The organism is Pseudomonas sp. 15C, from assembly GCF_055484735.1.
In genome coordinates, this window is the sequence record NZ_JBUDGD010000002.1 from 95,514 (window position 1) to 109,719 (window position 14,206).

Consider the following 14,206-nt stretch of genomic DNA (forward strand, 5'->3'; position numbering starts at 1 on the left):
TCCTAGCCCAGCCGCCAGCAATGGCATGTACTGGTCGGCAGGTTTGTGGTTTAAATGGCCAGAGGCTTCATTGTTTAAATTGAAGAGCTGAAAAGCGAAATAGCTGAGCAGAGTGAGGCAAGCAATGACTGAACACGTTCAAGTCGGTGGCCTGCAGGTCGCCAAAGTCCTGTTCGACTTCGTGAACAACGAAGCCATTCCCGGTACCGGCCTCACCGCCGAACAATTCTGGGAAGGTGCCGACAAGGTCATTCACGACCTGGCGCCGAAGAACAAAGCCCTACTCGCCAAACGCGATGACTTCCAGGCACGCATCGATGCCTGGCATCAGCAGCACGCAGGCCAGGCGCACGACGCCGTGGCCTACAAAGCTTTCCTGCAAGAGATCGGTTATCTGCTGCCAGAAGCGGCTGATTTCCAGGCCACGACGCAAAACGTCGATGATGAAATCGCCCGTACCGCCGGCCCGCAACTGGTGGTGCCGGTAATGAACGCGCGCTTCGCGCTCAATGCCTCGAACGCCCGCTGGGGTTCGCTGTACGACGCCCTCTACGGCACCGACGCGATCAGCGAAGAAGGTGGCGCGGAAAAAGGCAAAGGCTACAACAAGGTGCGTGGCGACAAAGTCATCGCCTTCGCCCGTGAATTCCTCGACGAAGCCGCGCCTTTGGCTGCCGGCTCCCACGTCGACTCGACCGGCTACAAGATCGCTGACGGCAAACTGCTCGTTACGTTGAAGGGCGGCAGCACCAGCGGCCTGCGCGACGACGTTCAGTTGATCGGTTTCCAGGGCGACGCCAATGCGCCGATCGCGATTCTGCTGAAACACAACGGCCTGCACTTCGAAATCCAGATCGACGCCAGCACTCCGGTCGGCCAGACCGATGCTGCCGGCGTCAAAGACATCCTGATGGAAGCGGCGCTGACCACCATCATGGACTGCGAAGATTCCGTGGCTGCCGTCGATACCGACGACAAAGTGGTGATCTACCGCAACTGGCTCGGCCTGATGAAGGGCGACCTGGCGGAATCGGTGTCCAAGGGCGGCCAGACGTTCACCCGCACAATGAACCCGGACCGCACCTACACCGCGCCGAATGGCGGGGAAGTGACGCTGCACGGCCGTTCGCTGTTGTTCGTGCGCAACGTCGGTCACCTGATGACCATCGATGCGATCCTCGACAGTCATGGCAATGAAGTGCCGGAAGGCATTCTCGATGGTCTGGTCACTTGCCTGGCGGCAATGCACAACCTCAACGGCAATACGTCGCGGCGCAATACGCGCACCGGTTCGGTGTATATCGTTAAACCGAAGATGCACGGCCCGGAAGAAGCGGCGTTCACCGACGAGCTGTTCGGCCGCATCGAAGACGTGCTGGGCCTGCAACGCAACACGCTGAAAGTCGGGATCATGGACGAGGAGCGCCGCACCACGGTCAACCTCAAGGCCTGCATCAAGGCCGCCAGCGAACGCGTGGTGTTCATCAACACCGGTTTCCTCGACCGCACCGGCGACGAAATCCATACCTCCATGGAAGCCGGCCCGGTAGTGCGCAAGGCCGACATGAAGGCTGAGAAGTGGATCGGCGCCTACGAGAACTGGAACGTGGATATCGGTCTGAGCACTGGCCTGCAAGGTCGTGCTCAGATCGGCAAAGGCATGTGGGCCATGCCCGACCTGATGGCGGCGATGCTTGAGCAGAAAATCGCCCACCCGCTGGCCGGTGCCAACACCGCTTGGGTGCCCTCGCCGACCGCCGCTGCGCTGCACGCGTTGCACTACCACAAGGTCGACGTGTTCGCCCGTCAGGCCGAACTGGCCAAACGTGCTCGCGCCTCGGTGGACGACATCCTGACCATCCCGCTGGCGGTCAAGCCGAACTGGACTCCAGAGCAGATCAAGAACGAACTGGACAACAACGCCCAGGGCATTCTCGGTTACGTGGTGCGCTGGATCGACCAGGGCGTCGGCTGCTCGAAGGTGCCGGACATCAATGACGTCGGCCTGATGGAAGACCGTGCGACGCTGCGTATCTCCAGCCAGCACATCGCCAACTGGCTGCGCCACGGTATCGTCACTGAAGCGCAAGTGATGGAAAGCCTCAAGCGCATGGCGCCCGTGGTTGACCGGCAGAACGCCAACGACCCGCTGTATCGCCCGCTGGCACCGGACTTCGACAGCAACATCGCCTTCCAGGCGGCGGTCGAACTGGTGATCGAAGGCACCAGGCAACCGAACGGTTATACCGAGCCGGTGTTGCACCGTCGTCGTCGTGAGTTCAAGGCTGCGAATGGTTTGTAATTTGCGCTGATGGTTGAAATGTAAAAGGCCCTGATCGAGAGATCAGGGCCTTTTTGTTTGTGAGGTGGATTGAATTCTTGTGGTGGGCTTGAGATCCATCCCCCTCACCCCAGCCCTCTCCCCCAAGGGGTAGAGGGGAAAGGGAGCAGATTGGGGAGGCTTCAATTCCTGAGTTCGACTCGGGACTTTCACGTTGGTGTATCTCGAACATCCTACTCGGTCAGTCCCCTCTCCCTCTGGGCGGTCCGACGTTTCGGGAGGGCCAGGGTGAGGGGCTTTTAAGGATCTATCCCCAATTCATGCTTGACCAACCCCAGCAACTTCCCCGTATCAATCGGCTTGAGCAGAAAATCCACCACGCTCAAATGCATTGCTTCGATCGCATCCTTCACGTCGGCATCGCCGGAAACGATGATGATCGGCATCGCCGCCCGCACCGACTCGCGCACTTGGCGAACCAGGTCCAGGCCATCGACATTACCCATGCGCAAATCGGTAATCACCAGTCCGATCGAAGGCTTTTCTTCGAGCATTTTCAGCGCGGTTTCGCCACTGGCCGCGGTCAGGCAGCGGATGCCGTCGAGCGCAAGAATCTCCGAGAGCAACTCGCGCGCGTCCTTGTCGTCATCGACGATCAGGACGCGCTGCGGTGGCAGATCGGGTTCGAGCATGACTGCGCTAAGCGCTTCGCGCTCGGCATCGCTCAAGATATCGTGGTCGGACATGGCGCTCTCTAAGTATTCGTATCAATCACCTGGCACAGTCGTCTGACATCGCCCGGCAGCGCTTCAATGTGCACTTCGTCGGATTTTTTTCCAAGGGGCTGAACAGCGGAAATTCCGACGGTTTGCGTAGGGTATCTCCGAAACCACGCCGATGATGGCAAAACCTAGACTTACGTCCAATGGGCACCCCGAGCGCAGGGGTCGACCATGGCCGCAACGATCCGACCACAACAATTCGAAAAAGACTGCGGTAATGGTTATGAGTAAAGCGGACGCCTTCACCCAGGCAGGGAAAACCGCGGTTTTGCAGAACATTCAGGGCACCCTGCAATTCCTCCAGCGCTTCCCGCCCTTCAATCAGATGGAACACGCCCACCTCGCCTATCTGGTCGAGCAATGTCAGCTGCGGTTTTATGCCCAGGGCGAAAGCATCATCAAACCCGCCGACGGGCCGGTCGAACATTTCCACATCGTCAAACAGGGCCGGGTGGTCGGCGAGCGCCCGCACACCGCCAAGGGCGGCACCGAAACCACTTTCGAGATCACCACCGGCGAATGTTTTCCGCTGGCGGCACTGTTGGGCGAACGGGCCACGCGCACCGAGCACCTCGCCGGCGAAGACACCTTCTGCCTGCAATTGAACAAACTGGCGTTCATCAAATTGTTCGCCCTCTCCAACCCGTTTCGCGATTTCGCCTTGCGCGGTGTCAGCAGCCTGCTCGATCAGGTCAATCAGCAAGTGCAGCAGAAAGCCGTGGAAACCCTCGGCACCCAGTATTCGCTGAACACTCGCCTGGGCGAACTGGCGATGCGGCATCCGGTGACGTGCGCGCCCGACGCTCCATTGCGCGAAGCGGTGAAGCTGATGCACGAGCAGCAGGTCGGCAGCATCGTCGTGGTGGATGAACACAAGGCGCCGCTGGGGATTTTCACCCTGCGCGATCTGCGCCATGTGGTGGCCGAAGGTGCTGCTGATTTCGGTGACGCCATCGAGCGCCACATGACCCGCGCGCCGTTTTATCTGTCGCCGGATCACAGCGCATTCGACGCGGCAATTGCCATGACCGAACGGCACATCGCGCACGTTTGTCTGGTCAAGGATCAGCGCTTGTGCGGCGTGGTCTCAGAACGCGATCTGTTCTCGCTGCAACGGGTGGATCTGGTGCATCTGGCGAGGACCATCCGCAGCGCCCAGCGCATCGAACAGCTGGTCAGCCTGCGCGGCGAGATCGGCCAACTGGTCGAGCGCATGCTCGCTCACGGCGCGTCCTCGACGCAGATCACCCACATCATCACCCTGCTCAACGACCACACCGTTAGCCGGGTGATCGAATTGACGCTCGCCGAAAAAGGCGACCCGGGCGTGCCGTTCAGTTGGTTGTGTTTCGGCAGCGAAGGCCGCCGCGAACAGACCCTGCACACCGATCAGGACAACGGCATTCTGTTCGACGCCCGCGATGCTGCACATGCGGCGGAGATTCGCGGCAAGCTGCTGCCGATCGCCCAGCAGATCAACCACAGCCTGGCGCAATGCGGTTTCACCCTGTGCAAAGGCAATGTCATGGCCGGCAATCCCGAGCTGTGTCTGTCGCGGGCGGAGTGGGCGCGGCGTTTCGCGGCATTCATTCGTGAGGCTACGCCGGAGAACCTGCTCGGCTCGAGCATTTATTTCGATCTGCGCGTGGTCTGGGGCGATGAGAAAAGCTGCGAGCAATTGCGCCGAGGGATTCTCGAGCAGGTCGGCGACAACCGTTTGTTCCAGCGCATGATGGCCGAGAACGCCCTGCGCAATCGGCCACCGGTCGGGCGCTTCCGCGAGTTTGTGCTGGCGCGCAAAAATGGCGAAAAAGCCACGCTGGACCTGAAGATCCAGGGCCTGACGCCATTTGTCGATGGTGCACGCCTGCTGGCGCTGGCCCACGGCATCGATACCAACAACACCCTCGAACGCTTCCGCCAACTGGTCGCGAAAGAAGTCATCGAACCCCTCGATGGCGCGGCGTATGAAGAGGCCTATCACTTCATTCAACAAACGCGCATGCAGCAGCATCAACTACAGACGCGCGAGAATCTGCCGTACTCCAACCGAGTCGACCCGGACAGCCTCAACCATCTCGACCGGCGCATCCTGCGCGAATCCCTGCGTCAGGCTCAGCGCCTGCAAAGCAGCCTGACCTTGCGGTATCAGCTATGAGCCTGTTCTCGTGGCTGCGTCCGCCCAGCGCGCCGGTGTCGGCGCAAGTGCAACAACGCCTGGCGCAGTTGCCGGTGATCACCGAGCTCAGCGAGTGCACGCTACGCGAACAGCGCTGGGTGGTACTGGATCTGGAAACCACCGGGCTCAATCTGAACAAGGACCGCGTGTTATCCATTGGGGCCGTGGTCATCGAAGACGGCGCGATCGATTTCGCCCAGCAGTTCGAACGCACACTGCAATGTCGCGAACTGAAAATTAGCCCGAGCGTGTTGATCCACGGACTGGCGCCGAGTGCGATTGCTGCTGGCAGCGATCCGGCCGAAGCGTTGCTGGAACTGATGGAATTTATCGGCACCAGCCCGGTGCTGGCGTTTCATGCGCCGTTCGATCAGCACATGCTCGGGCGCGCCTTGAAGGAGCATCTGGGGCACAAACTCCAGCATGTGTTTCTCGACGTGGCGGATATCGCACCACTGGTTTGCTCACAGGCGCAGATCCGCGAGGCCGGGCTGGATGAGTGGATCGAGTGGTTCAAACTAGAGGTATTCGAACGGCATAACGCCAGTGCCGATGCGTTGGCGACGGCGGAACTGGCGCTGATCTTGTTCAGCCGCGCGCGGGCGCAGCAGATTCACAGTCCGCGGAATTTGCAGCAGCGCTTGAGTCAGTGGAAGCGGCGGCAGCAGGCGCCTTCGTTTTAAATCAAAAGCCCCTCATCGGAACGCCGCCCGCCCAGCCCTCTCCCGGAGGGAGAGGGGGCCGACCGAGTTGTCTGAGGTTTTCCATCGACCTGAGAAACAGAGTCGATTATGGATTCAGCAGAAATCTTTCACGTCGTCGTATTGCGTCAATATCCCCCGATCAGTCCCCTCTCCCTCCGGGCGGTCCGACGCTTCGGGAGGGCTAGGGTGAGGGGGCTGCCATTAAACGCTCACCTGACCAGTGGCCAATTGCTAACCATTCCCACCTCTGCCAGAATCGCGAACAATTCGCGTTAGTTAATCTTTCCCAATCGGTGATGTCCGGTGTCGTCAGTCCCAAGCCCTCACAGTCAGCTTGTCGGTGCGCTGTATCGCGACCATCGTGGTTGGCTGCTGGCGTGGCTGCGGCGCAATGTGGCTTGCCCGCAGCGTGCTGAAGACCTGAGCCAGGACACTTTTGTGCGCCTGCTCGGTCGCGATGAATTGCTGACACCGCGTGAGCCGCGCGCCTTTCTGGTGGCGATCGCCAAAGGCCTGCTGTTCGACTACTTCCGCCGCGCGGCGCTGGAACAGGCCTACCTCACCGAATTGATGCTGATCCCCAAAGGCGAACAACCGTCGGTTGAAGAACAGCAGATGATCCTCGACGACCTCAAGGCCATCGACCGCTTGCTCGGCAAGCTCTCGACCAAGGCCCGCGCCGCGTTTCTGTATAACCGCCTCGATGGCCTCAGCCATGCCGAGATCGCCGCCCGCCTCGGCGTCTCGGTGCCGCGTGTGCGACAGTATCTGGCGCAGGGTATTCGCCAGTGCTACATCGCCCTCTACGGTGAGCCAACATGAGCCCGGCCAGTTCCCGACCGGTACCGGCGCATGTGCTGGATGCGGCGATTGCCTGGCAATTGACCCTCGATTCGAGCAGCCCGCTGGAGCGCGAGGAGTTCGCCAAATGGCACGCGGCGAATGAAGAACACGCTCGCGCCTGGCGCCAGTTGGGCATGCTCGATCAGCGTTTCAGCGTGGCCAAGGGTCCGGCGCGCAGTGCCTTGCTGCAATCGCGCGAGGGCATTCGCCGGCGCGTGCGCAAACTCGGCAGCGGTCTGGCCAGTGTGGCGTTGATTGTCGGTCTGGGGCTGTTCGCCAGTGAACGCTTTCTGCCGCTCGATTACTGGCTGGCCGATCAGCGCACCGCAACCGGCGAACAGCGCACCGTGCGTCTGGCGGACGGCACCGTGCTCAATCTCAATACCCACAGCGCGGTAGATGTCCGATTCGATGACCAGCGCCGGTTGATCGTCTTGCAGGAAGGCGAAATCCTCGTTGAAACAGGGCATGGCGATGCGCGGCCGTTCATTGTCGAAACCCGCGAAGGCAGCATGCGAGCGCTGGGCACGCGGTTTCTGGTCAAGCGTGAAGAAGACGGCACGCGGTTGAGCGTGTTGCAGTCGGCAGTGGCCGCCCATGGGCAAGCCAATCCGCAGGAACAGATTCTGCGTGAAGGCCAGCAAGTGCTGCTGCGCCGCGATGGCCTCGGCCAAATCGCCGCGCTCAATCCCGGCGCCGATGCCTGGACCCGCGGCATGCTGGTGGTGGATAACGCGCGCCTCGGCGATCTGCTGCACGAACTCGGGCGCTATCGTCGCGGATACCTCGGTGTGGCGCCGGAGGTGGCGGACTTGCGCATTACCGGCAGTTTCCCGCTGCACGATACCGATAAAGCCTTGAGCGCACTGCTGCCGACCCTGCCGGTGCAGATCGAGCGGCATACGCCGTATTGGGTCACCGTGGCGAAGGCCGATGCCAAGCCTGAGTAATACGGCGTCTAAGCGGCCGCTATCGCTGGCAAGCCAGCTCCCACAGGGATCTGCGGTGAGCATCAATTTTCTGAACTGCACTGAAACCTGTGGGAGCTGGCTTGCCAGCGATGAGGCCCTTACAGCCTCCACTTCCAGTTGATAAAAATTATTTCCACCCAGCCCTATCACTTTTTGCTTTTCATCCGGCACACAGGCAATTGAGAAATATTTCCATTCAGGAGCCGCCGTATGTCCCGTTCGCTAGACACCTTGTTGCGCCCCAGTCTGCTGGCTGTCGCCATTGCGCTCAGCGCCCCGCTGATCAGCAGCCCGTTGCTCGCCGCCGAGCAAGCGTCCAGCGTGCGCGCCTACAACCTGCCGGCAGCGCCGCTGTCGACCACGTTGAACCAGATCGCCAGTCAGGGCGGCCTGGCGTTGTCGCTGAATCCGGCACTGGCGGCGGGCAAGTCTTCGGCGCCGGTCAACGGCCAATACGATGCCGCCGGTGCCCTGCGCGCCGCCCTGCGTGGCACCGGTCTGCAACTGGAACAAAGCAGCGCCGGCACCTATACCCTGGTCGCAGTGCCTGAAGGTACGCTGGCCCTGCCGGAAACGGCGGTCATCGGCGTGGAAAATCTGGAAACTGCCTGGGGCCCGGTCGAGGGTTACACCGCTACCCGCACCGCGGCCGGCACCAAGACCGACACCGCACTGGTCGAAGCGCCGCGCTCGATCTCAGTGGCGACCCGTCAGCAAATGGACGACCGCAGCGTGCATAGCCTCGACGATGCCGTGCGCTACATGCCGGGGATCACCGCCAGCAGCTACGGCAGCGACACCCGCGCCGACTGGCTGCGCGTGCGCGGTTTCGAACCGACCCAGTTCCTCGACGGCCTGCCGCTGCCCAAAGGCGTGTACGCCAACCCGAAACAGGAAACCTGGAACCTCGACCGCCTCGCGCTGCTGCGTGGCCCGGCCTCCTCGGTCTACGGCCAGACTCCGCCGGGCGGCCTGCTCGACATGGTCAGCCGCCGCCCGAGTGCGGAAGCGAGCAACGAAATCCAGCTGCAATACGGCAGCGACAATCACCGCCAGATCAACTTCGCCAGCACCGGCAAGATCGATGACGCCGGGCAGTTTCTTTACGGCATCAGCGGTGTGGTGCGCGACAGCGGCACGCAGGTCGATCACGTCGACAACAAGCGCTACAACATCGCGCCGAGCCTGACCTGGAACATCGACGACGACACAAAATTTACCCTGCTGAGCCAGTTCACCCGCGACGACACCGGTATCACCAGCCAGTTTCTGCCGATCCAGGGTACGAAGATCAATTCGCCGTTCGGGGATATCTCTCACCACAAAAACCTCGGCGATCCGGACTGGGAATATTACGACCGCACCTACTACGCGCTGGGCTACGCCTTCGAACACCGTTTGAACGATGTCTGGCAGTTCAAGCAGAACCTGCGTTACACCAAGTCGGATCTGTCGTTCCAGTCGCTGACGCCCGGCTCCTATCCATTCACCACGGTGGATGAGCAAGGTAACGTCGGCCGCACCAGCACCAGCGTCGAAGAAGACATCAGCCAGTTCGCCGTGGACAACAATTTCCAGGCCGACTTCGCCACCGGTGACATCCGCCACACCCTGCTGCTGGGTCTGGATCACCAGCGCAGCAATACCAATTACACCTCGATTTTTGGTGACGGCCTGACCACCAACGTGATCACCCCGATCTACGGCCAGCCGATCGTCCGCCCGGCGCGCTCCACGGCGTTTTACGACTACGACCAAAAGACCTACCAGACCGGCCTGTACGTGCAGGATCAGATGGCCCTCGATCAATGGCGCCTGACCCTCGGCGGTCGCGAAGACTGGGTGCACACCAGCACGAAATTCATCAACCAGGGCGACACCACCAATACCCAGCGCGACAAGAAATTCAGCGGCAACGCGGCCCTCAGCTACGTGTTCGACAACGGTTTCGTGCCGTACCTGTCGTACGCCGAGTCGTTCCAGCCAACCACCGGTGCCGACGCCACGTCCACCGGCTCGCTGAAACCCACCGAAGGCAAGCAATGGGAATTGGGCATCAAGTACCAGCCGCCGGGCAGCAAGACCCTGCTGACCGCCGCCGTGTATGACCTCACCCAGAAGAACGTCTCGGTGAACACCTTCGTCAACAACGTTTCGATCACCAGCCAGACCGGTGAAGTCAAAGTCAAAGGCCTGGAACTCGAAGCCGTGTCCGACGTGACCGATAACCTGAAAGTCATCGCCGCCTACACCCTGGCCAAGTCCGAGGTGCAAAATGGCGTCGACAAGGGCAATCGCCTGCAACTGATGCCCAACCAGCAAGCCTCGCTGTGGACCGATTACACCTGGCACAGCGGCGTGCTCGACGGCTTCGGCATTGGCGGCGGCGTGCGTTACACCGGCAACACCTACGGCGACAAGGCCAATACCTGGCTGGGCAAGGCCGACGCCTACACGGTGTTCGACGCTTCGGTGCATTACGACCTCGGTCGCCTCGACAACAGCCTCAAAGGCGCGTCGCTGGCGGTCAACGCGACCAACCTGTTCGACAAGGAATACATTTCCACCTGCGACAGCTTCTATTGCTACTACGGCGACCAGCGCAGCGTCGTCGCCAGTGCCACCTACAAGTGGTAAGCGCGTGAGCTGAAACGGGCCCAATTACCAGGCCGTCCCCGGTGGACGGCTTCGGTGTTTTTGAAGGTCATGCAATGAAAAGTAAAACCATCCGCCGCTGGTCGTTCATTCACACCTGGACCAGCCTGATCTGCACGGTGTTTCTGCTGATGCTGGCGCTGACCGGTCTGCCGCTGATTTTCAGCCACGAGATCGATCATCTGCTGGGCAACGCTCCCGAGTTGCGCGAGATGCCGGCCGACACGCCGCAGCTCAATCTGCAGCAACTGGTCGATGCCGCGCAGCAGCATCGACCCGGCGAAGTCATGCAGTACTTCGGCTATGACGACGAAGACCCGAACGCGGCATTCGCGATCATGGCGAAAACCGCCGGCACCGAACCGAACTCGTCGCACACCTTCATGCTCGATGCGCGCACCGGTGAAGCGCTGGAAACCCCTTCGGCCAACGGCGGCTTGATGCTGTTCATCCTGCGCCTGCACGTCGACATGTTTGCCGGGTTACCGGGCAAACTGCTGCTGGCGTTCATGGGGTTGTTGTTTGTCGTGGCGATCGTGTCCGGGACGGTGCTGTACCTGCCGTTCATGCGTCGCTTGAAGTTCGGCACTGTGCGCCAGGAAAAATCCACGCGGCTGCGCTGGCTCGACCTGCATAACCTGATCGGCGTCGTGACGCTGACGTGGTGTCTGGTGGTGGGTGTCACCGGGGTGATCAGCGCCTGCGCCGACCTGCTGATCGCCGCGTGGCGCAACGACGCGCTGACCACGCTGGTTGCGCCGTACCGCGACGCGCCGCCGCTGACGCAATTGGCGCCGGCCACGCGTTTGCTCGACATCGCCGCTGAAGTCGCGCCGGGCATGAAGCCGGATTTCATCGCGTTTCCCGGCACGCGTTTTTCCAGCGAGCACCATTACGCGGTATTCATGAAGGGCGGCACGCACCTGACTTCGCATCTGCTGACCCCGGTGCTGATCGATGCCACGACGCTGCAAGTCACCGCCGTGGCCGAACGCCCGTGGTACATGGATGCCATGGGCATGTCCCAGCCTTTGCATTTCGGTGACTACGGCGGCATGCCGATGAAGATCCTGTGGGCCACACTCGATGTGTTGACCATCATCGTATTGGCCAGCGGCGTGTACCTGTGGGTGGTGCGGCGCAAAGCGGCGAACCGGGTGGCGGAAACCGCGGAGGCCTCGGCATGAAGCCGCGTCAGTCGAGTTTCTGGAAGGTCTTCAGCACACCGATCGTGATCGCCCTGCTCAGTGCGGCGGGGTTGTTTGCGGCGTTGCTGGGGGACGGCATCTGGGATGCGCTGAGCTGGGTCGGCCTCGGCGTGCCGGCATTTCTGGCGCTCAAGGGATTGCTGAAGCGCGGGTGATTTTTGTGTTGTCGGTGATGGCCTCATCGCCGGCAAGCCAGCTCCCACAGGGGTTTACGCTGAATCTGAAATTTGTGTTCACTGCAAAACACTGTGGGAGCTGGCTTGCCAGCGATGGCGATCGCCAAGGCACCATCATTTCCCTCGCCAGCCACAGAGGTTGTGGCTAGGCTAACCTCCTGCTCTTCGACGATCACCGAGGTTTGCCCATGTCCGCCCCCAGCATGACCCTGTACCACAACACGCTCTCCCCGTTCGTGCGCAAAGTAATGGTGTTGCTCCACGAAACCGGGCAGCAGGATCGCGTGGCGTTGCAAGACTGTGTGCTCAGCCCGGTCAGCCCGGACCCGGCGCTGATCGCCGACAACCCGTTGAGCAAGATCCCCGCCCTGCGTCTGGCCGATGGCAATGTCATCCATGACAGCCGCGTGATCCTTGAATACCTCGACCAGCAGCACGTCGGCAATCCGCTGATCCCGCGTGAAGGCTCGGCGCGCTGGCGGCGTCTGACCTTGGCCTCGATGGCCGACGGGATCATGGACGCCTCGGTGATGGTGCGTTACGAAACCGTGCTGCGCCCGGTGGAAAAACACTGGGAGCAGTGGCTCGATGCGCAGCGCGACAAGATCCGCCGCGCCCTCGCCGTGCTGGAGAGCGAGGCGATTGCCGAGCTGACCAGCCACTTTGACGTGGCTGCCATCAGTGTCGCCTGTGCGCTGGGTTATCTGGATCTGCGCTTCCCGGACATGGACTGGCGCGCGGCCAATCCACAACTGGGCAACTGGTATTTTGAAGTGAGTCAGCGGCCTTCCATGGTCGCGACCCTGCCCAAGCCTTAAATCGGCGGTGCCTGTTCCGGCCCCATCGCTGGCAAGCCAGCTCCCACATTGGATCGGGACAGATCGCTGACCTGTGTGTCGGTACATATCCTGTGGGAGCTGGCTTGCCAGCGATGGCACCACCTCGATTCCACTGGCAGAAATCCAACAATCCGCGTCACCAAATCGTCCTTCCAGCGCTGCTCTTCGCGCAAGCCCACCCCGTTCATTCCACCACCCCCAGATCAAACTCCAGCGGCTTGCCCGGTTTCTGCGCAAGCGCATACCAGTCCAGCCGGCGCGTCAGCACCATGAACACCCCGAGCAGTCCGAACAGCAACAGAGAGCCCATCAGCAGTGCGTAATCCTCGGCGCTCAGCAATCCATAAAGCAGGCCATACAACGCTGCCAGCCCGGCGGAGAAACTCAAACCGTGGCGCACGCTGCGCAGCACATGGCAGACGTAAAAGCCGATCAGCAACACGCAACCACTGGCCGACAGCAGATAGGCCAGGGCAAAACCGATGTGCTCGGACAGCGACAACAGCAACAGGTAAAAGAACGCCAGCGCCACACCGACCAGCGCGTACTGCACCGGGTGTACCGCCAGGCTCTTGAGTACTTCGAAGAGGAAGAAACCGGCGAAGGTCAGGACGATGAACAGCAAGGCGTATTTGATCGCTCGGTCGCTTTTCAGGTACTGGTCGACCGGGTCGATGAAGCTGACGCCAAAGCTGCGGCCGTTCAGCCCATCGCAGTCGCCGACGATGCAGCGGTCCATCGCCTCTTGCAGGTTGGTGGAGAAAAACGAGGTCTGCCAATCCGCGCTAAAACCCTCATCGTTGATTTCACGCTTGGCCGGCAGGAAGTTGCCAACGAAGCTTGGGTGCGGCCAGTTGGCCTTGAGGCTGACGCTGCTGGTCTTGCCCACCGGCAATACTTTCAACGAGCCGGTGCCTTGCAGGCGCAGGTCGAAGGCAAAGCTCAGTTGCGTAACTTTGCCGGTGTCCAGCGCTGGCAGGGTTACGTGCACGCCTTCACCGATCCAGCCCACTTCCGAACCGGGGACAAAGTCCAGGCGCTGGCCGTCAAGTTCCAGTTTTAAGGCGTTTTCGATGCCGCGAATATCGCTGATGCCGACCGCCAGGAACGGCGCGTCGAACTGGTAATCGGTGAAATTCTCTTTGATGCCCAATTGCGCCGGCACAGTGAAATGACCGTTGATGCGGTTGTCGGCGTGGAACAGCCGCGCCTCATAAATGCCGCGCTTGCGCAGCTCGGTTTCCACCTGTCCGTCGAGTTCGAAACGCTCGGGCAGGAAATACAAACGCCCACGTTCTTCACCGACTTCCTCAAAACGCTGATTGGTTTTTTCGTTGGTTTTCCAGGTGCGCACGACCTTGCGATACGGCACCACCATCACCGGTCCGCTCAGTTGCTGGCTGTAGCTGGAACTGCGGGCGATGTCATCGAGCACACCGTCGCGCAGCTGTTGGCGCTCGTCGATGACGCCGTCGATCATCAGCAGCGGTATCAGCAACAGCAGGATCAGCAAGGCGATGGCGCCGAGCTTGATGGTCAGATTTCGGTTCATGGGACTCTCCCTGTTT

11 protein-coding genes are annotated in these 14,206 nt (G+C 61.1%); 9 read left to right on the forward strand and 2 right to left on the reverse strand.

Annotated features, from left to right (window positions below; translation table 11 throughout):
• The first annotated feature begins 124 nt into the window (after positions 1 to 124).
• Positions 125 to 2,302, forward strand: coding sequence for a malate synthase G (locus ACYYKW_RS01905; RefSeq protein ID WP_464989283.1), 2,178 nt, complete (start codon positions 125 to 127; stop codon positions 2,300 to 2,302).
• A gap of 278 nt (positions 2,303 to 2,580) precedes the next feature.
• Here ACYYKW_RS01905 and ACYYKW_RS01910 read toward each other — a convergent pair whose 3' ends face one another.
• A complete protein-coding gene (locus tag ACYYKW_RS01910; RefSeq protein WP_336356705.1) occupies positions 2,581 to 3,027 on the reverse strand; it encodes a response regulator in 447 nt (148 codons plus the stop codon).
• 253 nt (positions 3,028 to 3,280) lie between these two features.
• Here ACYYKW_RS01910 and ACYYKW_RS01915 point away from each other — a divergent pair, with 253 nt between their 5' ends.
• From ACYYKW_RS01915 to ACYYKW_RS01950, 8 genes are all read left to right on the forward strand, one after another.
• Entirely contained in the window at positions 3,281 to 5,221 is a 1,941-nt protein-coding gene (locus ACYYKW_RS01915) for a DUF294 nucleotidyltransferase-like domain-containing protein (RefSeq protein ID WP_464989284.1), read from the forward strand.
• Positions 5,218 to 5,925, forward strand: a complete 708-nt coding sequence (locus ACYYKW_RS01920; protein ID WP_464989285.1) for a 3'-5' exonuclease — start codon at positions 5,218 to 5,220, stop codon at positions 5,923 to 5,925. Before ACYYKW_RS01915 ends, ACYYKW_RS01920 begins: the two co-directional genes overlap by 4 nt.
• Before the next feature lie 324 nt (positions 5,926 to 6,249).
• Positions 6,250 to 6,768 carry an RNA polymerase sigma factor gene (locus ACYYKW_RS01925; protein WP_464989286.1) on the forward strand — a complete coding sequence of 173 codons (519 nt, stop codon included), beginning with the start codon at positions 6,250 to 6,252 and terminating at the stop codon, positions 6,766 to 6,768.
• The gene (locus ACYYKW_RS01930; RefSeq protein ID WP_464989287.1) at positions 6,765 to 7,739 is read left to right on the forward strand and encodes a FecR domain-containing protein; all 975 of its coding nucleotides are present in this window, start codon (positions 6,765 to 6,767) and stop codon (positions 7,737 to 7,739) included. The genes ACYYKW_RS01925 and ACYYKW_RS01930 overlap by 4 nt, the downstream gene beginning before the upstream one ends.
• Before the next feature lie 231 nt (positions 7,740 to 7,970).
• Complete coding sequence (locus ACYYKW_RS01935; RefSeq protein ID WP_093097637.1) at positions 7,971 to 10,397, forward strand: TonB-dependent siderophore receptor; 2,427 nt, start codon at positions 7,971 to 7,973, stop codon at positions 10,395 to 10,397.
• Between the two features lie 74 nt (positions 10,398 to 10,471).
• On the forward strand, positions 10,472 to 11,602 hold the full coding sequence (locus tag ACYYKW_RS01940) for a PepSY-associated TM helix domain-containing protein (protein ID WP_464989288.1): 1,131 nt from the start codon (positions 10,472 to 10,474) through the stop codon (positions 11,600 to 11,602).
• Positions 11,599 to 11,778, forward strand: coding sequence for a hypothetical protein (locus ACYYKW_RS01945; protein WP_093097635.1), 180 nt, complete (start codon positions 11,599 to 11,601; stop codon positions 11,776 to 11,778). The genes ACYYKW_RS01940 and ACYYKW_RS01945 overlap by 4 nt, the downstream gene beginning before the upstream one ends.
• A gap of 209 nt (positions 11,779 to 11,987) precedes the next feature.
• The gene (locus ACYYKW_RS01950) at positions 11,988 to 12,617 is read left to right on the forward strand and encodes a glutathione S-transferase (RefSeq protein WP_464989289.1); all 630 of its coding nucleotides are present in this window, start codon (positions 11,988 to 11,990) and stop codon (positions 12,615 to 12,617) included.
• A gap of 205 nt (positions 12,618 to 12,822) precedes the next feature.
• On the opposite strand, the gene creD is transcribed toward ACYYKW_RS01950, so the two are convergent.
• The gene (creD, locus tag ACYYKW_RS01955) at positions 12,823 to 14,190 is read right to left on the reverse strand and encodes a cell envelope integrity protein CreD (protein WP_464989290.1); all 1,368 of its coding nucleotides are present in this window, start codon (positions 14,188 to 14,190) and stop codon (positions 12,823 to 12,825) included.
• Positions 14,191 to 14,206: the final 16 nt, after the last annotated feature.

What these genes read in the sequence shown, in the direction of transcription:
- ACYYKW_RS01920 (WP_464989285.1), top strand. Translation starts at nt 5,218, where the DNA reads ATGAGCCTGTTCTCGTGGCTGCGTCCGCCCAGCGCGCCGGTGTCGGCG.
- ACYYKW_RS01945 (WP_093097635.1), top strand. Translation starts at nt 11,599, where the DNA reads ATGAAGCCGCGTCAGTCGAGTTTCTGGAAGGTCTTCAGCACACCGATC.
- ACYYKW_RS01910 (WP_336356705.1), bottom strand. Translation starts at nt 3,027, where the DNA reads ATGTCCGACCACGATATCTTGAGCGATGCCGAGCGCGAAGCGCTTAGC.
- ACYYKW_RS01935 (WP_093097637.1), top strand. Translation starts at nt 7,971, where the DNA reads ATGTCCCGTTCGCTAGACACCTTGTTGCGCCCCAGTCTGCTGGCTGTC.
- creD (WP_464989290.1), bottom strand. Translation starts at nt 14,190, where the DNA reads ATGAACCGAAATCTGACCATCAAGCTCGGCGCCATCGCCTTGCTGATC.
- ACYYKW_RS01930 (WP_464989287.1), top strand. Translation starts at nt 6,765, where the DNA reads ATGAGCCCGGCCAGTTCCCGACCGGTACCGGCGCATGTGCTGGATGCG.
- ACYYKW_RS01915 (WP_464989284.1), top strand. Translation starts at nt 3,281, where the DNA reads ATGGTTATGAGTAAAGCGGACGCCTTCACCCAGGCAGGGAAAACCGCG.
- ACYYKW_RS01950 (WP_464989289.1), top strand. Translation starts at nt 11,988, where the DNA reads ATGTCCGCCCCCAGCATGACCCTGTACCACAACACGCTCTCCCCGTTC.
- ACYYKW_RS01905 (WP_464989283.1), top strand. Translation starts at nt 125, where the DNA reads ATGACTGAACACGTTCAAGTCGGTGGCCTGCAGGTCGCCAAAGTCCTG.
- ACYYKW_RS01940 (WP_464989288.1), top strand. Translation starts at nt 10,472, where the DNA reads ATGAAAAGTAAAACCATCCGCCGCTGGTCGTTCATTCACACCTGGACC.